Consider the following 20,681-nt stretch of genomic DNA (forward strand, 5'->3'; position numbering starts at 1 on the left):
GCATGGCTGGGGGCGGCGTATACCGCCACTGTCCGCTTGCTCGCAGTTTGGCGACATCTTCCCAACTGAAAAACTCAGCAATTTCAGTTTGATCGAGTCGCCGGAGAGTGGTGCCGCTATAGTCCGAGACTTCAGGTGTGTAGTAAATCGATCCAATCCTGACAGTAGCCCCTGGGCGCAGCGAACGTAGGATTGGCCGTGATATCGGTATGGATGGTATTGTCATGCTGCCCTCGCTTTCACGAGGCTGTGCTGGCCAATGATACCCTCGCTCAAGACCTGGAGGTGACCGCTGAAGGCAGCTCGAAACGCCGCTCGATACCCCCGCCCAGCTAAGCCTGTCATGGCTGCGAGATCAGCGATCTTCATCGTACCACAGAGGGTGCCCAACACTCGCTCTAACAGGCCGCTGAATTAGTCAGGCCAGTGGGACGCTGTTCTCCGTGGTGGAATGAGTTCTCTCATCGGTCTTCCGGATTGGGTGGCTGGAAGCAGGCCTGCGTCCCCCCCTCCAGCCTCATTCCGCCAGCAACCGGGGCAGCCGGGCGAGATTTCCGGCTGCGAGCGTCAGGATGAAGCGCGACTGCACCCGTTCGGCGCCGCGATAGACGGTCTGGGACATGCCGCCAACGGTCTTGGCCCAGCCAAACGCCTCCTCGATCCGTTTGCGGTGCTTCTGGGACAGGGCATAGCCTTTGTGCCGGGTTGTGCGACCGTCGATTGCTGAATGCCGCGCCTTCCTGGCGACGTGCGGGGTGACGCAGGCCTGGCGGAGATCTGCGACGAATTCGGCCGCATCGTATCCCTTGTCGGCTCCCAAGGTCAGCCGCCGGGTCGATCCGGGGGAGTGGCGGTGCAGCATGTCCAGCGCAGCCTTTCGCTCGGCGCGGCCGTCAGCGTGGGTTAGGTCGCCTTGCACAACCAGCCCGTGCCGGTTCTCCATCAGCGCATGCCCCATGAAGCACAGCACCGCACCTGTGCCAGGGGATTTCTTATAGAGCCGTGCGTCCGGGTCGGTGACCGAGGCATGGGTCGCATTCGAACGCTTCTCGCCCTTGAAGTTGACCTCGGGATTTCGGGTGCGGCGGCTGTAGCGGGGCATTGGAGCGGTCTCGGGTTCGGTCTGGGCGGGTTGTGCGGCAGGGGCAATGGATGTCGCGGGCGGGTCATCCGGCCTATCATCGCCGGGCGGCGTGCCCGCCGACTTCGGCTGGAAACTCTTCATCGATGCCCAGGCCTTTATGAGCGTGCCATCGACCGAGAAGTGGTCGTCCGACAGGAGCGGCGCGACCTCGCGATGCGCCAGGATAGCCGCCATCACCTTGCGCGACATGTCGGCCGTCAGCAGCCGGTCGCGGTTCTTGGTGAACACCGTCGGCACCCATACCGGATCGTCGATCCCGAGGCCCACGAACCAGCGGAACAGCAGATTATACTGCATCTGTTCCATCAACTGCCGCTCGGAGCGGATTGAGAACAGGATCTGCAGCAGGCTGGCCCGGATCAGCCGTTCCGGCGGGATCGAGGGGCGGCCGAAATCGGTGTAGACCGCCTCGAAATCGGCATCCAGACTGGCCAGCGCGTCGTTGACCACCTGCCTGATCTTGCGGAGAGGGTGCCGTGCTGGGATGCGCTCTTCCAGATCGACATAGCTGAAAAGCGATCCGCTCGCTTCGTCCGTCCCGCGCATCACCAACCCCCGCCGAAATTGTGCTGAGGGTGAATCATGTTCCTCAGGCCGCGTCGAGAGCCGACTTCTTCAGCAGCCTGCTAACGCTCGGTCGGCATCAGGGTCAGGCCTCTTGGAAAATTCGATATAGCGGCGGGCATTTTGAGCCTGCGCGCGCGTAAAGTCCTGATCTGTGACGAGTATCAGATCGTCCGCTTGGTCGGCGGACAGGTACCGCTTCACGGCAGCCAGCCTCTCATGGAATTCAGTGGTCACCTTGGCTGCGGGCTTTACAGCGATCGCAAGCTTGCGCCCGTCGGTCAAAGTTACCTTGAGGTCAATGTGATGCCGAGCTCTCCTGCCAGCCGCATCAACAAATGATACTTCGAATGGCTGCTCGATCAGATCTACAAATCTCGGGTGAGTTGCTGCCATCTGGATGGTCATCAATTCGAGTAAGCTTTCGAATTGGACACGAAATCGGCGACCGTCTTGTTTCCTGACAATGGTTGTCCAGCCGCGGCAGCTGAATCTGGAGCGCATCGCGATCTTGCGGGTAGCGCGTGACATGAGGGGAAGGCTGACGCCAGAGATATTCTCCGCACTTTCAAAGCTACTCATTGGTGTTTCCTTTAAGCAAGTTGAAGTGTTCGCGGGCAGCGGCTGCACGCGTTTTCTATTGACTTCTGCTTTGGAAAAGACGACCAATGAGCCAACGGAGAGATCATTGATCTTTACAAAGGGCTCGGAAGTTGCAGCTTCCGGGCCTTTGCCTTTTCACACGGGATTAGGCGATTTCTCTAAACCATGATTACTCCCCCTCGTATCAACTTCGGCGGTATCGCCAGCCAGGCGTGCGTTTCTGTAGAAGGATAAAGAGCGCAGATAGCGCGACTTTTGGCCATCCGCAGCGATCTTCGATCTCCAGCACTACGCATACACAGGCTGATTCGCCTTTACCGAATTGCATTTAGAGATCGGAAAATCAATATAAAGCGCAAATTCAGACAGGCGATCCTATATATAGATTTTTATCAGACGTATGCGGCTGTTTTATTTTGAGCGCGCAAAAATAACAGACATCAAATTTTAAGAATTGAAGCGCACTGTCTGCGCATCTACTCCAGACCACCATTTCAAAATCCAAGCACTAGGGGGATTGCAATTTCACGCCGTAATGAGATCCACTGCGAAATAGTCTATAACAGTATATACCCCTCTTCACCCGTCTTGACTGGTATAGAGAGGTAGAGACCATCCCCGCGCTCGCAACTCCTCAATCACAAGTTTTCGCACGGCTTTTTGGCCTGTTGGATCATTGCCGAAACGGGCAATTATCCCGATTTCGATCAACTGTTCGAGAACTGAAAAGGCGTTTTCACCCATACCTTTTCCATAGCAAAGCGCCCGGCAACGCGCGTCGAGCTGGTCCAGTGTCACTCCCAACGCTTCCGCCAAATCCTGAGCTGAGTTTCTGTCGAGGGAAGTCGCTGGCGTCTCCGTCAGCCCTTGAAGCAACTGCGCCCTTTCACTGTCGGTGGGCTCTGCACCGTCGCGAAGGATTGCTGCGAGGCGATCAGGCGTCATCCAAACCTCTCCGTAGCTGATCGAACACCGCACGGCATAGAACTCTAGCGGTGTAAGAGGCCGATCATGAGACATCGCGCACACCTTTCAACATTGACGAGTAGTGTTTGAACTTAGTCGCCCAACGCAGGTCCGCAAACATCGATCCTACTACGAGCTGTCTTTACTCACACGAAGGCGCGCTACTCGGTGAACCTTTGCAAGCAGATCGATATCCTCATTCCGACCTCGGCGAACCGTGCGGGAAACGGCGTCGGCGAACTGATCAATCGCGGGAAAATGTGAAGCAATGCGCTCTGTGCTGAACGACAGAGCCTTGAGCAACAACCCAGCGAGGGGAATACCCAAAACTCCAGCTGCCTCGCCCGCGAAGTCGATCCGATTGATTTGGCCGCGACGTTTTCCAAACCAAGTTCCCATCTCAGATGCGAGCCGATCAGCCTCCGCTACCCGTGCTTCAGGCGGCAAATTCGCAAGGCGGGAAATCAGAGCAAGCGCTCGGGTCCGGTCGGAACCACGTGTGGTTACATCAAGTACATCGCACAAACTGCTATCGTTTCGCCAAGGGTCCTCGAAGGCGAAGACCGGGACAGGCGGCAAAACGACTTCGCCATGGTCTCTCGCACGTGAGTTCGCTAGCCATGTTTCGAACATTTCTGGCGTGCAGCCAGCATGAAAGTTAAGCATCTCGCCCATTCCCCTCATGAGCGGCAGCCAGGATTCCGTAAGTTCTTGCTCAGGTCGCGGCAGAAGTGTCGCACCGAGCGCGTGGGCCAGGTGAATATCGCCCGCAAAGTGGTAGGCCTCGACCCGGAAATCTTTATTTTTCAAACGCTCCAGGTCTTTGGCAATAGTCTCGCCTACCCCGACGGATCCAATCATCGAGATTCCGTGCGACAGGAAGGATGGAACCGCTCTCCGCAACATGGTTTCTGGCAAGAGAAGACGGCGCAGTTCTTCTGCGTTATCGCGCCCGGATTGCCGTGCAATCGCTTCTGACAACGCTGGCAAGACGGAACGTACCTCTGGCTGAGCAAAAAGTGAGTTCCGCACTGTACGAACGAGGTCCGACACCACCACCCCCGCGGTTGCCCGTCGGCCGGCGACCGCATCAGAACGAACCTCATGCAGCTCACGCAGCAGGCCACGATCGATACGCTCCTCGGGTTGCCGTGTTACGATCCGGGCACGTCCGCATTGAACAAGTTCAAACAGATCCTCCCTGGAGATACCGAAGGTCCCCTCGACACTGCCTGGGGTGGGAATATCTATTACCGGAAGTTCGAGATACACGACGTCAAAGGCCATCAACACCTGCCGCAAGTCGGCGGTTTGGCCAACCGAACTCGGCAAGAAGCAGGCAGTCGCATTCCCCCGGCGGCAGATTGGAAAGTCCGCAGCCTTAAACTCTCCGGCTATCATGGCCTCAAAATTCGCAAACCATGCCGCTTCCTCATCGCCCACGAACTCAGGCAGATCACGGCGCTGGGACAATGGCTGTGTTCGGAGACCATCTCTGGAATCGGGAGAGTTGGAGGGTGTCTCGGTAGATTGTTCCTTGCCCTCCAATGTTACATCGAAGCCTGGCAGTATTTTCTGCAGCATGTCCTGCACCGCCACGCCAAGTTCAGGCTCTAAGGGGCCGTCGCAAGTATAGTGGCGGCTGCCAGGCCCCTCGTTTGCGAGACGGATTGGTGGCAGCGCAGGAAAACGCCCTGCAAGGACGAGTTCCACATCCGCCCGGGTCAGCGGCATCGCCGCCAGAGCCCCACCAATATCCTCGTCCTGAATGATCGGAACCCGAATAGCATTCTCTACACGCAGGTTGGTAAGAGCGATCTGACACCCCACCTGCCGTACAGTCTCATCGAACCAGCTTCGATGCTTATCCGCATCAAGATCCTCGATTGGCACAAAGAGCAGGTAGCTGTGCGTGGCAATTTGCCAAAGTTCCGTTCGCGCGCAAGGATAGTGAGCCCGCAGAGTTAAGTCGGTCCACCGTGCCTTCTCGCGCCCGATCTCGCTAAAATTCGGGGCTTCATCTTTCATTCATCAGAAATGGTGGCACTCACGGGTTTTCACAAGGTGTTGAAATAGTTGCGGCATGGCATATTCGGCCCTTAGCGGCCTCTCAGAACCGTGTTTGGATGCTGCGGTCGCAGCCCGCATTCCCGTCATTCGCCGCAAGTGCGAAACCAATGGGCCGCCGAACTTTAACAATGCGGGACGGAACCGCCGTTCGCCGCACATGCAGCCTGGTCCGTGCCTGATGGTCGCAATGCGCAGATAGCGGCCTTTGCAAAGTCGCGGGATCTGGCTTCAAAACAGACGCTTCATGCGTGTTCGTCCGGTGAATCCGACTTATCAGGAGGTATACCGTCTTCGAGCCATCTTCCGTCCCCCTTTCCTCTGCGAAAACAGTGGCCCAACTTTCGGGTGCAAAGACTGTCACAGAAAGTCGAAGTTCGAAGCGGAGTACATTTCAGACCAAAGAAAGTCACCTTCGAGGAGTATCCGCTCGTCAGCACCCCGAACCGCGATCACGAACTGTTCGTTCGCGTTGTCGCGCCACATTCTTAGGTCGCTGAGGTTGTTAACAGCATCCAATTCTAGGCGGATTTTGTCTTCGCCTACAGTGAAGTCGCTGATCTTGTCCAACCTTTGTCTGTGCGACGCATCAAACTTTAAGAGATCCCCTTGATTGAAGACAAACACGTCCTCACCAGCTCCGCCGGCTATGATGTCTTTACCCTTCCCGCCACGGATGATGTCGTTGCCATTCCCACCATCAATCCGGTCGTGCCAATTGCCGCCAAAAATGGCGTCGGCTCCATTGCCGCCCTTGATGGTGTCGCGTCCATGCCCGCCAAAAATAGCATCAGACCCATTTCCGCCAAATAGTTTGTCGGCGCCTCGTTTACCATGCACCTGGTCATTTCCGGCCTTGGCGAAAACCACGTCTCGCCCCCAGTCTCCTACGAGCTTTTCAGCAGAGCTGTCGCCGCCGATTCGTTGTGCTTTTTCTACGGTGATTTCGATGAACTCGAACGGGTCCAATTCCAGGGAAAGGTTCTTTACATCACTTCCCAGGTCTTGTTGCGAAAGTATGGTCTCCAAGCCTCGAACGTCCGCTTCAGTCGCGAAGTAGAAATCGTCCAGCGAAGAAGGATTGCCTACCTTCGGGATGATGCCTTCAACGTTGGGAAGGTAAGTGATGTACCCCTTCACTTCGTCATAGCTTATATGCTGGTCCGCAAGACCTTCGCCAAGCAGAGCCCGGAGGGCGTCACGCTCCTCAGTTGAGATTTCGCGCTTCGGAAGTCTTGTGCCTTCAATCTTCTGCCCGTCTTCGTCGTACGCCCAATTTTCGCTTAGCCCGTTGGAAGTGGATTGGTCGATGCCAACTTTCCGGCCAGTCCAACTCTTGGCACCGTTTATGATGCCACTGATATCAAGGGAAATTTCCTTGCCGAAATCTTCAGAGCGAGATGTCAAATAGATGACAGTCTTGTACTCGCCCTCGTATGCATTGATCTCAACGTCTGCACTGTCATACCCGGAAATGTCCAGCGTCGTCATCGTATCATGAGAACCCGGTGAAAGACTCTCCGAAATGTACTTGAACATATAGCCGGCAGGGGTCAAGGACACCGGATCTTCACCCCGGTGATCTCCTGCGATTGAATTGGGGGTATTGTGTCTCAAGGCCCAGATGTCAGCGCCGTCGACGCCCAATTCAAGCATGCTCTGGAACAATTCTTGCACAACCCCAGCGGCCTTCATTCCGGTTTCGAAGGAATTTCTGGATTTCACATTCCATTCTGTGATCTGAATTTCTACGTCCTGGGGCAGCATTGCTTCCCAGACCGAGAAGCGGTGGTGCAGGTAGTTACTCTGCCAAGCCTCGTGGCTGCCACCAAATTCATTGTGTGACTTGGTGTAGTAGAAATGCGCCACAATTCCATCGACGCTCAGCCCTTCGAAACCGGCTTGGAACCCGTTGGAAATGTCACGGTCCCCGTCAAGTTGCTCCAGAAGTTCTAAATTCGCTTTGATAATTCTCCTTTCGAAGTTGCCGAGCGAAAAGTAAAACTGGCTTGCGCTGTGCCCGAATTGCCATTCACTGGGGCGGTCGGCTACATCCCAAGTTTCTAAAGCATTAACAGCGTCGATATCGCTGACAGATCCAGATTTCCCGTTGTTGTAATTCGATGAACCGCCAACCGGGTTTGCAGTCTGGATCCAAATGCCTGGTTCATGTGAAACCCCATCTCCCGCCATGCTTTCATTGAGAGCGTCAATAATTTTACGGGCATTGGAACCGTACTCTACTTCGTCAGCAGTCCCCCAGTACTCGTTGCCTATTTCGTAAGCGACAATCAGTTCGACATCGTCGCCCATAAACTCCATGACAAGCTCTGACCACTCGCGGAAGTCCGCACTGCTGGCCTTACTTTCGAGTGCCGGGAGAACCAAAGTGGTTTCTGTCTGCGAATCCTTCACCCAATTGAGATACTGAATCAAATCAGCGCGAAGTTTGTTTGTACCGGTCTTCGAGTGGTCAAGCTCCGTAATGTTCTCAACCTCGGCTTTACCTGCCGGGTACCTAAGGCGAGTGATTCCGAGTTCGGCCATTGCATCAACGAACTTGCTGTTTGGAGTGCCAGAAGTCTCGTTGGTCTCGCCAATGATATTCGCACCGAACATTTGGTGGTTAACGCTGTAAGCTTCTCCACCTGTTGCGACAAGAGCGTATGAAACCATTCTGAATCTCCTAACTCCTTGGGCAGCCGTGCGGTTGCGCCCCGATTGCGCCTGCGCTCACTGAGAACCAAGTGTGAACAATGGGGGAACAATTGGGGTCCGAGGTGAAGATCCGCTTAATCCGGACTTGTCAGCTCTCTAAAATTCTAATGATTTAGCTGTGTGTGTGTGAGCGCTTCGGGAATAGGAGTTCTTCAGAAGGTGAGAAAAGAGACTTTTGCACGTAATGGGGGTGTGCGGGGGGGGGGGGGGGGGGGGTAATCCTTTGAAGGTTGGCTCAAATTCTTATTTGTGGCACTGTATTTTTGAAATTTGGATATTCGGATTGAGGGAAAGGCTTGAGTGGTGAGGGGTAGGGAGAAAAATAGTGGCAAAGGGAAGTGTGGGTTCAGTATTGTAAGAACGCGGCCGATTGCTCGAAAAATTGTCCAGAGAGAGATGCGCAAGAACTTTAGCTCCCCCTCCGAAGTGGAGCTGTTTCAATCTGTATTTGATGAATATGACGATGACACGTTTTGGGCGATTGTGAACCTAACTCTGGGTGACGGGATAAGGGTCTCAAACTCTTCACTGCTTTTGTGAAAAAGAACGAGTGCGGTTTTTTGCTTTTGAAGGCCTATGTCTCGCCTCGGCAAGGGACTAGACTGTGAACGAGTTGCCGTCGCCCTTGGATATCAGCGCCCCAAGTTTTTGGGGCGCTGCGACTTCGAAGAGTAGGTTTCCTGGGAAGGATCACTCAGGGTTTCGATGAGGACTCTCCTCAGCGTGAAGAGAAACTTTCCCATCATCGGGACGAGCAGGGTCATCTCCACCTTTGGCGATAGAAATTATGTAACCCTCGCTTGCCAGAAGACTCATGACCAAAGCGAAACCTTCGTTGTCGAGACCGTCGACAAACCTGTCAGTTTTTTCCTCATCACTAAGCCAATTTCCATTGTCATCGACTTTTGGGGGGCTCGGTTCCTTTGTAGAAGAGAGGAGTTCGTGCCTACCGGACTCTGACGTGACATCATTTCTTGAACACATTTCAGTAGCTCCTACAGAGAGTGATTGCGGTTCCTACTTCATCAGTTTGGGACCGCTAAGTCGCAACTCGTTATTGAGGGGGCTTGCCCCTGTAGTATTTACGCTCGACTACCTCAGTTTGTTCGCCGGAGTGAGTGCTACTATTTCAGTCTTATCAAAAAATGTGGCGTTGAATTACCTACGAAAGAGAATTCATTGCATTCGAATTTGACTGATCTTCCATGGCCTGAAGAGATTCCTCACGTACGCCACGTGGTAGTTATGGGAACAAGCTGGAACCAGCGAAATTCCCGCACAGAAGTGGCAAACCCTGTGGTTCGGAAGCTGGATGGATCGGCGCTTCCGTGTCCGCTCGCCCCCCAGCCCTGCAGTGCCCCGACGTTTAAAAACACACAGCAGGTAGGGCTCGATGTTCGCCAACTGCTCTAAGGTTATGAGTGGTTCGTAAACAAACTCCTAATCTATTAGTACACTCTAACCACAACAGGTTGCTGTTTCTGGAAAAGACGTACGAGATGTAGGTGCCTTTGTTATCCCAAATTGAAGCAGTTAAGACATTTCAGATAACGAGCGCCAGTTTTGCGGAAAATTAACCAAGAGGGTTCGGTAGGGGAAAATGTCACCGCCCAACAGGTGCTCCCAGAGCTTTCTGACCTTTATGCATCAAAAGGCTCTCTCGCATGGTCAACAGCTCCGCTGTGTAAGAGGAAAGTCCAACCCTGGTGTTTTACCGGTTCTGAAGCTCTATGGCTTCGTCGCGGAGGCGGCTTTCCGTTAAATTACCGCCTCGCGTTATTTTTAATGCGTAGAGTATTCTACTGAGAAACTCCATTCGGCAGGAATGAGCACTGCTTAACAGGCCGCTGAATTAGTCAGGCCAGTGGGACGCTGTTCTCCGTGGTGGAATGAGTTCTCTCATCGGTCTTCCGGATTGGGTGGCTGGAAGCAGGCCTGCGTCCCCCCCTCCAGCCTCATTCCGCCAGCAACCGGGGCAGCCGGGCGAGATTTCCGGCTGCGAGCGTCAGGATGAAGCGCGACTGCACCCGTTCGGCGCCGCGATAGACGGTCTGGGACATGCCGCCAACGGTCTTGGCCCAGCCAAACGCCTCCTCGATCCGTTTGCGGTGCTTCTGGGACAGGGCATAGCCTTTGTGCCGGGTTGTGCGACCGTCGATTGCTGAATGCCGCGCCTTCCTGGCGACGTGCGGGGTGACGCAGGCCTGGCGGAGATCTGCGACGAATTCGGCCGCATCGTATCCCTTGTCGGCTCCCAAGGTCAGCCGCCGGGTCGATCCGGGGGAGTGGCGGTGCAGCATGTCCAGCGCAGCCTTTCGCTCGGCGCGGCCGTCAGCGTGGGTTAGGTCGCCTTGCACAACCAGCCCGTGCCGGTTCTCCATCAGCGCATGCCCCATGAAGCACAGCACCGCACCTGTGCCAGGGGATTTCTTATAGAGCCGTGCGTCCGGGTCGGTGACCGAGGCATGGGTCGCATTCGAACGCTTCTCGCCCTTGAAGTTGACCTCGGGATTTCGGGTGCGGCGGCTGTAGCGGGGCATTGGAGCGGTCTCGGGTTCGGTCTGGGCGGGTTGTGCGGCAGGGGCAATGGATGTCGCGGGCGGGTCATCCGGCCTATCATCGCCGGGCGGCGTGCCCGCCGACTTCGGCTGGAAACTCTTCATCGATGCCCAGGCCTTTATGAGCGTGCCATCGACCGAGAAGTGGTCGTCCGACAGGAGCGGCGCGACCTCGCGATGCGCCAGGATAGCCGCCATCACCTTGCGCGACATGTCGGCCGTCAGCAGCCGGTCGCGGTTCTTGGTGAACACCGTCGGCACCCATACCGGATCGTCGATCCCGAGGCCCACGAACCAGCGGAACAGCAGATTATACTGCATCTGTTCCATCAACTGCCGCTCGGAGCGGATTGAGAACAGGATCTGCAGCAGGCTGGCCCGGATCAGCCGTTCCGGCGGGATCGAGGGGCGGCCGAAATCGGTGTAGACCGCCTCGAAATCGGCATCCAGACTGGCCAGCGCGTCGTTGACCACCTGCCTGATCTTGCGGAGAGGGTGCCGTGCTGGGATGCGCTCTTCCAGATCGACATAGCTGAAAAGCGATCCGCTCGCTTCGTCCGTCCCGCGCATCACCAACCCCCGCCGAAATTGTGCTGAGGGTGAATCATGTTCCTCAGGCCGCGTCGAGAGCCGACTTCTTCAGCAGCCTGTTAAACTTGGATCGCTCCGATGAAGCTAGCTGGAAGGCAGTTTGGATGCTCGGACGATTGCCAGGTGCTCCTTGCTCACCGTTTCCATTGAGGATGAGTTCTCACGTTTTTCTATCTCGCGGACAATCCCGTTAACGAGGCTCTCGTCGACAGGCGGGAGTTGCTTGCCTAGCCGTTCAGCCGTCTCATGAGAGTCTTCAATTTTGAATTTTCCTTTGATCAGCTTTTTTAGCTTCTCAGGTGAAATCGGCTGAATATTGTCCCACTTGATGTTTTCGGGTCTTTCAAAGAGCTTGCACATAGGGTTTTCTCCACGATTTCCCACCCGTGGGTGCTCGTGAAAGCTTCGCGCCAGTTGCCTCAACGTCGCCCTGCTTTGGTAGCATGGTCATGTTTTGTTCACCTAAGTTGATTCATGAACAATGAACGTGAACAAAAGGTAAACGAGCTCGCAAAGCAACTCGACTGCTGCCAGTTGCGCCTTTCAACATTGCGCCGCTACGCTGCCTTTCTTCGTACCGATGCAGGAGTCCGCCCAATGGCTTGTTTGATTGAAAGCTACCTAGCGGATATCGCTCGCCACGACGGCAATGAGCCCGCAGGCTGGCGCCAGGACTCGCATCCTATCTAGAACTTCAACCGCACAGCGCCCTTCAAAGATACAATCTTTCAGCCAGGAGAAATGAATGTCAGCTTCCGGTGGGGAAAAGCTGCCGTTCACGAAAAGTCTGCGGCTGCAGTGAAAGTAGGCAGGGTCCTGCTCAGCCGTCTTTACCTGACGGACCTTGCAATGGCCGCGTATCGCCGAATGCGTCGTGCTGCACGAGCGAAGGCCTTGCAAGCGATCAAGGTCCGCTGTGGGCTCCAAGCAGACCTCGGACGCGGCGCAGCATCCCGTGATACACTGTTTTAGTCAACGTCGGGTTGTCGTTGTGGGAGGGCATGGCGGATCGGAGGATCAGTCATGGAAACACCAAACTTACCAGCCATTCGCGCTCTGCGCCCTGCCTGGAACAAAGGCCGCATCGTCGGTCAGAAACGCCCCCTGAAACCAAAGCATGTCTGGGCAATCCGTGTTCGACTGGAACTCGCAGAAAACCATCGCGATCTCGCTCTGTTCAACATGGCGATCGACAGCAAGCTGCGCGGCTGCGATCTGGTCAAGATGAAGGTCGTCGACGTCATGGCGTCTGGCCAGATCAAAGAACGGGCATCGGTGCTGCAAAGCAAAACGCAGAAACCTGTCCGCTTCGAGATTTCCGAAGGCACCCGGACCTCGGTCGAGAAGTGGATGGAGAACGAGCTCATGGTCGGCTCGGAGCACCTATGGCCGGGTCGGTTCCATGAACGTCTGCACATCTCGACCCGCCAGCATGCCCGGATCGTCCGGGATTGGGTCACGTCGATCGGGCTGGAGGCTAGCGCATACGGAACGCATTCGATGCGGAGGACAAAAGTCACACAGATCTACAAGAAGACCGGCAACTTGCGGGCGGTCCAGCTCCTACTTGGGCACACCAAGATGGATAGCACCGTCCGGTATCTCGGCGTCGAACTTGAAGATGCCCTTGCGATTGCAGAGGCCATTGAAATCTAGCAACTTGGGCCGTCTTCGCGGACGGCCCAAAGTTGTCGTCCATCGGCTTGTTGTGATGCTGCAGATGCATCCCGTTTAGCTGACATTGCTCAAGCACGCGTATGTGCAACACGCACACCATCACCGTAACGCATAGGTTACCCAGCAAGGGACAAGCCGACCTAGGATCGAGCACTACCGGAGCCTTCAAGCCAGTTGTTTGAGAGATCGCACCGATTGACCGGAAGGCGATTTTTGCGACGTCCCAAAAGCACGCCTTCGGCGCGACAAAATCCTGCCGAGAGGAGGCATGTCTTACGCGGGCTCAACCGAAGGCAAGGCGTTCGCCTGCTCACCTCCACGAGGCCGTAACCCGCTTTGAACTCTTTCGCCGCTCCTCAAGCACAGAGTTGCAGCCAAATATGACAGCGTCAGCGAAACAGTCTTTGCCTCAAAGCGTGGATCTAAACTCCAGGGTCAAGACCCATTGCAAAGCGCCATCCGTCGAATGACAGACAATGGCACCCGCGCGCCTTTTTGTTTTGGCTGATGCAAAAGATGTGTTTGAGTTTGAGCCATGCCAACGATTGAATTCAACTAGCGGTTGTGCCGGTTTCGCCAAAGCATTTTCGCCTCACACCGCTCTTACAAAAGCCCCACAGGAAAAAGTTGACCTAGAAGCACACGATATGCGAGCATAATCTCGTTTGAAACGGGGATCAGTTAGAACAAAGAGGGCCGCAGCTTGTATTTAGAACAGGCATAAACCCACAAAAAGAACAACTTTCCCTGTGCATGAAACTTTTTGCAGATGCAAATCGGAGGGAAACATGTTCACCAAGTCATTTCTGTCATTTTTTTTGATACTGGCTGTCATCATGCCAAGCGCGTTGCGCGCAGGTGGCTTTCTTCTTGAAGGGACCGCGGGATCATCCGACGTCGCAAGGCTGATCGAAGAAGCGACACCCAGCGACGAGGGGCTGATCTTTATCGGCGATATGGCCTTTGATCCTGAAACTCTGCGAGAACGCGGGTTTGCGGGCAAACCTTGGCCTGCCGGCGTGCTTCCGATTGGCTTTCATCCGAACGTTTCGCCTAAGAACCAAAAACGCTTTTTCGCTGCCTGCGCCGAATGGTCCAAAGTGGCCGCCGTGCGTTGCATCAAGCGGACCAGCGAAGCCGATTGGATCCGGGTCGAAAGCGGCGATGGCAATTGGTCCATGCTGGGGCGTGTTGGCGGCATGCAGCGACTTCAGATGCATAATTGGCAGTGGAAATTCATCATCGCCCACGAAATTGGTCACGCGCTTGGTCTTGGACATGAGCAACAACGGCCGGATCGCGATCATTTCGTGGAGATCATAAAAGACGCTATTCCCGCGGGCAGTCTCGGGAACTTCCGCATCCTGCCAATGCGCACACCTTCCGGATATGACTTCGATTCCGTGATGCACTACGGGCAGACGGCTTTTGGGAAACCGGATCCGAACACAGGGCTCGCGCGGACGACGATTAGGCCGCGGCCGGATTTCTCGGAATTCGCAAGATTCATGGGTCAGCGTAGACACTTGTCCAAAGGCGATCGGATGGACATGGCGGCGGAATACGGGCCCCCGTTCCGCGTCCTGCCCGACCCAGATGCTTTGCGGGACTCTGAGGCCGATGCGGCCCTTGCCACCGCGCTAGAACGCGCGCAAGCACGGAGCATTCCGGGCCTGCCAGATCGGCCTGTGGACGCGCCAGCCACGATAAGCATAGAGGATCACCCCGGCTATCTTTCGAACGTGCGTAAGATGGCGGAGGGCGGCATCGAAAAGGTTTTCGGTGGCACACCCGTCATTCCGCCGCGCATGTCAGATGTGGTTGGTGTCGCCGCCAGCTTTAGCGACATTGTCAAATGTACGGGAACGCTCGTCGCGTCGGACCGCGTTGTGACGGCGCGCCATTGCGCTTGCTCAGGGATCAGTGGCCGCGTTCTTGTTGGCACGAACGATGCGACCGGCCGCTGGCACACGGTTGATCGCGTCCGGACTCCGGGCGATGCCTGCGCGCCGCTCGCAGTTCAATCCAATCCTGACATTGCGGTGCTGCATTTGGCCGACCCAATTGACGATGTCACGCCGCGCAAGTTGGCTTCACAAGATGAGATTGATGCAGCGGCCCTCTACACGGTGGCGGGCTTCGGCTTCACGGAAAATCTGATGTCTGGGATCAAGCATGAGACAACGGTGCCGTCCGCAACCAATGACTGCGCCGGTAGCGTTGCGGCCTGGAACGCCAGCGAAGCCAATGCCTTCGGATGCGTCGCCGGTGTTGAGATTGTTGCTGGCAGAGCGGGGCTTGGACGTGACAGCTGCAACGGCGACAGCGGCGGGCCTCTGTTTCTGCTGCCAGAAGGGGAATCCGGGGGGAAGCTCTCCGGCTTGCGGGCGTGACCTCGCGCGCAACGGCAGGCGGGAGTGCCACAAACGGACTGATCTGCGGTGACGGCGGCATTTACGTGCGCCTGACGCCGGAGAATGTCGACTTCGTGTTCGCCGACTGACCATGGTGGGCAAGCATTTGAGGACCTTCATCATTATCCTGATGAGCGTGACGCTTGTGAGCTGCGTCACCGCCTCCGCGCAGACCACTGGCCGCGTGGTCGAAGACGTAACAGGCGGTTTCCGCTTTGTGCCCGACAGTAGCACGCTTCCAGCCGTTCCGCTGGAGCTCGATAGCTTACGCGGGGAGACGCTTAGGCAGTTTCCCCGCCTGACGGTGGACGGACAGACCGCCGGCGAGATCTCCCGAGTTCTGGAAGGACAGGATGTCGCGCGGGACGTGAACTTACCGTCACTGTCAACGCTCGAATCGCTGGAGGATACACTGCGCGCGTCACGGTATGATGGCGTGCGCGCCGCCGCACAAGCGTTGCGCGAGGCCGTCGACAATAGCCTGAGCGAAACTGGTATGTCGGCGAATGACGACAAGGTGCCCCTGCTTCGAGAGCGGTCGGGCAATCTAGGGGATCAAGCCACCCGCGCGCTCATCGAAGCGTTAGATGCACCAGACGCCTCACTTGAGGAGGTGAACAACTTAATCGGTTTGATGCAGGTGATCGAGGAAGAGCTGAGTACGCTCGGCCCGCCGCCCGAGGATCCGCTTGATCTTACCGAGTTTCAGAAATCGATCTATGCCGGCAGCCGCGAGTATCGTCCGCACATCTACCGCCAAATCGCCAACAACACGCAAGGCGTGGTCGGCATCGGGGAGCGCGTGGGGCCCGGAGCGGGACATGTTCCACCGCATTGCTCTGGAGCGCTGGTCGGCCCCTCGACGGTCCTGACCGCCCGTCACTGCCTCTTCGACAAAAAGACCGGCGTCATACGCCAGCGTCCGATTGGCAATCTGCGCATTATTTTCGATTTCGAAACCGATCCGGCGTTCCAGATTACCCGCCGAGATGTGGGCGTGGCACGGATCATTGCGCTTGGCGATACAACAGGAACGGGTGGGGCTGCGAAACTCGACTATGCTCTGCTCGAAATCGCTGAAACGCCGGATGCATCTTTTGTCTGGCGTGTGCCAGAGGTTGGATCGGACCTCATCGCCGACCGCCAGATCTGTCTTGCGACTTTCACCTTGCACCGAGAACAGGAGATCTACGTCGTCGGTCATCCGCAATCACGCGATCGCACTGTGGCGGATGCGGCTAAAATCCTTTTCCCGTACCGCGTTGATAGCTCCGCCTATGGCAACTTGGCGCGGCTGGTTTTCAGCAGCCTACATGACGCCGCCGAAGCCGCCGGTGCAGACGAAGAGCACATTCTCGAGCTCTACCGGCGTTGGACGGAAAGCTATGTCGAGCAACCGCCTTCCTCTGGCAGTTATGTCTACCACAGTGCCCATTTCGGTGGTCAGCCGACTATTGGGCTACAAGCCAACACCTATGGCGGGAACTCGGGTGGGCCGGTCTTCTCGAAACTTTACAATCATATGGTCGGTGTTTTCCGTGGAGGTCAATTCGACTTCCAGAAGACCCTTGCCGCCGGTTGGGAGCATCACGAAGGCGCGCTTCCGATTGAACTGGTGATCGCGGACCTCGGCCAAAAGGTCCCAACATGGCAAGAGGACTTTCGCATTTGCGCATGGGGAAAGGACAATGAATTTGAACTTTGGTCAGATGATCCGACACTTAAGGCGCATTGCAACAGCGTGTGCCGTTAGTCTTGCTGCGCTACCGGCTCTTGCCCAGACCGACAAACCCCGCGCCGTTGTGCTCGCAATTGGTGTTGAACTGTATGATCTCGAGCACCTGAACCGCCTTGAATGGGTCACGGAAGACGCACTGGCCGTGGTCGGTTCGGTTGCTGACATCGCGGAGATTGACGTCACACGCAGCCGCGTCCTGCTCGCGGACCGGGTCTGGCGCGGCTCAGGCAGCACCCCGCCAAGCCAGGTGGCTGGGATCGAGGTCGAATGGAAACCAGGCGGCATCTCACGTTCCGACGTGCAAGACACGATCGAGTCTTTCCTCAGCCAGGTCGATCGGCGCAACCCCAGCGAAATCGAGCCCGAAGAACTCGTCTTCATCTATCTCGGCGGCCATGGTGACACCAAGGAAGGGGCCGGAACCGGTGTGTCCTTCCTCCCCTCGAATTTTGAAGAGGGGTTTCGGCGCGACTATCCGATCCAGTATCTGGAAATCGATCACAACAACGGGCCGAAGCTCAACAATACGATCATCATTCTGAACATGTGCAAAGCGGGCGCTCTGCCCGGGGCCGCCGCCAACGTGTCCAAGAGTGTAATGCGGGACCGTATCAAGATGCTCGCAAGCGGCTCCGACCAGCGGCACTTCATCCCAGCGGCGGTTGGCGAACAGTCTACCTTCGAATGGCCGGACAGGGGCAGTCTGCTTGCGCTTGCGTTGACGGACGTTCTCAAACATGCAACGGAGCCTGAGCGTTCGGACATCACGCTCGGCAGCCTTTGGTCAAAGCTCGCACCCAGGATGTCGGAGCTTCAGCGCGAGTTCCGCGAGGTGATGAACTGGGACGATCTTGAACTCGTGACGGTCGATCTCAGCGATCAACTGAGCGACAGAGCACGCGAACTGACCATCGGCCGGACGAACGAATTCGCAGCGCACCAAAGCCAGCTCATGGGTGAAGCGCTGGCCGCCCTTGCGTTCGATGCGGAGGAGGAGGCGAACCGACGAGAGCTGCACCGCCTCGCCGCCCGCATGTTCGAGCGTTCGGCCCGGCTGTCGAACCGCGACCTTGCTGAGAAACGGCTTTGGCAGGGTCGGGCTCATGTGGCGGCCGGCGAGTACGGACGCGGAACAGACGCCTTCGAGGCGGCGCGCCGTGCCGCAGAGGCTGGATCACAGATCGCGACCCTTTGGGATAAAGAGGATCCGCGGGCGCCGGTGCCAGCGGTCTTTTTGGGGTTCAAGCCTGACCTGCCACAAAATTGGCCGGAGGGGTCTCTAGACCAAACAGTTCTCCAAGATTGGACCGCAGTGCTGTCCGCGCTCGCCAGTGTTGACATTGTCGGATCTGTGTATCCGGAGCCAGACCCGTCCGGCCCGCCCGCGGCAATTGCCGCAAAAGTTTCCACGCAGCTAGACGAATTTGGCGATGCAGAGCATGTGTTCGTTTACTTTGGCGGTAGCGCGAGTTCGGATGGTCGAGTGTCTGGTCCCGTGGACCCGGTCGCCGTACTGAATCTCGTCGACTTCGGCACACGAGACATCACCATTGTGATCGACTTACCGTTCGGCCCGGCCTTTGTAGACCGGCTGTCCCCAAACTTGCAGCGACGCGCCAGCATCTTGCTGGCTGCAAGTCAACGCAATGGAATGACTTTTTGGGGAATGGGGCAAAGCGCAGGCTCCACTGACCTTCTGCTCAAAGCGGTCAGCGACGGGTTGGGATTATCAGCTATTTCAGAATACAACACAGGCCACACGAAACTGGCGTCGAAAGTGAATTTTGGGGACGAGACATGGGTGCCTGCGACCTTGGGCTGGCACCGTGCGCGCGGCGCAGATCGCCATCACTTTGAAACCAGCCACCGCGCTAGCCCCGATATCGCGGCTCTTGATGCGTTTGCATACTGGATGCCTTTTCGCGCGGCGAACGGAGTCCCGGTCGTTCTTACTGGTAAACAGCGCCACGCGATCCACGTCCTGTCAAGCCCGTCGGGCGGAGACGACACCCCGCTCGACGACCTCGTAAAGGACCTCTCAGAGATGGAGCTGCAAGACTGGCCCATCACAGACGCGCTCCGATGGCTCAGGATCGGCGGCATCACCGAACTCAGGTCCGAGCCGGGCAGCTGGTCAGCCCGCGGACATTATGATCGTGCCTCTGAAATTCTCTCGGACGTCCGTGTTTCAACATCCGAAGACGATCTACTATATCACTTTCTGCCTGAGATCCGCGAAGACCTGATCAAAGCGGTCGACGCCCGCCACTTTTCTAAGGTGCAAGATGCGCGCATCCGTCCGTTGGTTCTCTCCGCGATGGAGTATGAGGCTCCGGAAATTCCCGATCTTGGTCCTGCCTGTCAGGGCGCGCAAGAAATCCTGCGAGGATTGGAAAACTGGAAGGTGCGCGGCACGTTTGCGCCAGCGGGCGCGACGGGTTCAAGCGATGATTGCGGCGCGGGAACCGCTCGTGCAAGCAACAAAGATCAGGTTCTCTCCACACTTAAAACCTTTGCCGACAACAGTTGGGACGATGATCTGCTGATCATCGTTCTCTCTGGCCGCGGTGCCATTGTTTCCGGGGAGCCATCGATCGTGCTTGAAGAGGCGCGGCTGACCGACAGATCCCGGCAGGCGATGCGGAACGAACCAATCGTGCTGTTCCCCGAGTTCTTCGAAACAGGTAGCACGGTCTCGCTTTCAGAGATTACCGAAGCCCTCGGAGAGCATGATGCGGTGATCGTGCTTGATACCCAGTTCGTGCCTTCGGATCGAGACATGCCCCGGCTCGACGAGCGCTATGTATTTCCGCAGCACCTGGCATCGCAGTTCCGAACAGAGCTCCCAGCGCTGACAGTGCGCAATGACCGTGCTGACCGGCACCTGATCGTCTGGTCCGACGGTGTGGTCCGCGATGCCACACGCTTTGCGTCTTTGGCGTCCGAACCCGCTCCCCCTTGGTCGACCTTGCTAACCCGGCTCTTTTTTGACGTGAAACTGCCGGAGGGTGCAGTCTACGGGGACTGGATCAACTCCGCCGGCAGGGCCGGAGAACAGGACGAGACAGGCAAGCTTAGCGCGTCCGGGCCCGAACACCGCATCGCTTTCGCAGCAGGCCGCGAGATCGACCAGTTGAGCGAAATTCTGTCCGGTCGCCTGCGGCTCTCTGCCAACGTGTTTGGGGCCCGCGAACTGGCGACATCGGTCAAGCCGGGAACATATCTCGAGCGGTTGGCTCAGACGGCAATTTTCTGCAGCGCGTGGCAGCTCGCACCGGCCTCCTTTGGCACGGGTAGCGCAGCCATCGCGCAGGCCGCCGCGAAGCTTCATGACGTCCGAGCCGACAAGATCGATCCCGGCGATATCGAGGCCTACAGTTTCTGGACCGCAGAAGTGTTTGACCGCTGCCTTGACGACCCGGAGCAGGCGCTGGCCTTGCACCAAGGCCTCGTATCGCAGGGCCGCTATCCAAAGCAGCACGCCGAACTTTTGGTCCGGATCGCACGCAATACGGTGCAACAGGCCGCACGCGCGAAAATCGAGCGGCTGCTCGGCGCGTTGGCACAGGAAAGCGACGCGCTCGATCCTGCTGTTAACGAAGTCGTACCGCAAATCCGCGCGCTCGCCAGCCAGTAGGATG

Annotated in this window: 11 protein-coding genes; 4 read left to right on the plus strand and 7 right to left on the minus strand. The window is 56.8% G+C overall.

The features are described from left to right. Positions 1-517: 517 nt before the first annotated feature. The 7 genes from ACXAEH_RS14135 to ACXAEH_RS14165 all read right to left on the minus strand — a co-directional run bounded on the left by ACXAEH_RS14135 (position 518) and on the right by ACXAEH_RS14165 (position 11,571). The gene (locus ACXAEH_RS14135) at positions 518-1,690 is read right to left on the minus strand and encodes an IS5 family transposase (protein ID WP_475030626.1); all 1,173 of its coding nucleotides are present in this window, start codon (positions 1,688-1,690) and stop codon (positions 518-520) included. Between the two features lie 69 nt (positions 1,691-1,759). Then, positions 1,760-2,290, minus strand: a complete 531-nt coding sequence (locus ACXAEH_RS14140; protein WP_475033651.1) for a hypothetical protein — start codon at positions 2,288-2,290, stop codon at positions 1,760-1,762. 600 nt (positions 2,291-2,890) lie between these two features. Next, positions 2,891-3,256 carry a hypothetical protein gene (locus ACXAEH_RS14145; RefSeq protein WP_475033652.1) on the minus strand — a complete coding sequence of 122 codons (366 nt, stop codon included), beginning with the start codon at positions 3,254-3,256 and terminating at the stop codon, positions 2,891-2,893. A gap of 150 nt (positions 3,257-3,406) precedes the next feature. Further along, entirely contained in the window at positions 3,407-5,305 is a 1,899-nt protein-coding gene (locus tag ACXAEH_RS14150) for a hypothetical protein (RefSeq protein ID WP_475033653.1), read from the minus strand. Positions 5,306-5,704: 399 nt separating this feature from the next. Beyond that, positions 5,705-8,020, minus strand: a complete 2,316-nt coding sequence (locus ACXAEH_RS14155; protein ID WP_475033655.1) for a calcium-binding protein — start codon at positions 8,018-8,020, stop codon at positions 5,705-5,707. 1,997 nt (positions 8,021-10,017) lie between these two features. Continuing rightward, positions 10,018-11,190, minus strand: coding sequence for an IS5 family transposase (locus ACXAEH_RS14160; protein WP_475030626.1), 1,173 nt, complete (start codon positions 11,188-11,190; stop codon positions 10,018-10,020). A 105-nt stretch (positions 11,191-11,295) separates the two neighbouring features. Then, on the minus strand, positions 11,296-11,571 hold the full coding sequence (locus ACXAEH_RS14165) for a hypothetical protein (RefSeq protein WP_475033657.1): 276 nt from the start codon (positions 11,569-11,571) through the stop codon (positions 11,296-11,298). Positions 11,572-12,234: 663 nt separating this feature from the next. On the opposite strand from ACXAEH_RS14165, the gene ACXAEH_RS14170 reads away from it, so the two are divergent. The 4 genes from ACXAEH_RS14170 to ACXAEH_RS14185 all read left to right on the plus strand — a co-directional run bounded on the left by ACXAEH_RS14170 (position 12,235) and on the right by ACXAEH_RS14185 (position 20,677). Next, positions 12,235-12,867: a tyrosine-type recombinase/integrase gene (locus ACXAEH_RS14170; protein WP_475033658.1), complete on the plus strand. Its 633-nt coding sequence runs from the start codon at positions 12,235-12,237 to the stop codon at positions 12,865-12,867. A gap of 809 nt (positions 12,868-13,676) precedes the next feature. Then, entirely contained in the window at positions 13,677-15,281 is a 1,605-nt protein-coding gene (locus ACXAEH_RS14175) for a M12 family metallopeptidase (protein ID WP_475033660.1), read from the plus strand. Between the two features lie 151 nt (positions 15,282-15,432). Then, a complete protein-coding gene (locus ACXAEH_RS14180; protein ID WP_475033661.1) occupies positions 15,433-17,055 on the plus strand; it encodes a trypsin-like serine peptidase in 1,623 nt (540 codons plus the stop codon). Continuing rightward, on the plus strand, positions 16,991-20,677 hold the full coding sequence (locus tag ACXAEH_RS14185; RefSeq protein WP_475033662.1) for a hypothetical protein: 3,687 nt from the start codon (positions 16,991-16,993) through the stop codon (positions 20,675-20,677). The genes ACXAEH_RS14180 and ACXAEH_RS14185 overlap by 65 nt, the downstream gene beginning before the upstream one ends. Positions 20,678-20,681: the final 4 nt, after the last annotated feature.

The organism is Leisingera sp. ABM4_060, assembly GCF_056158765.1.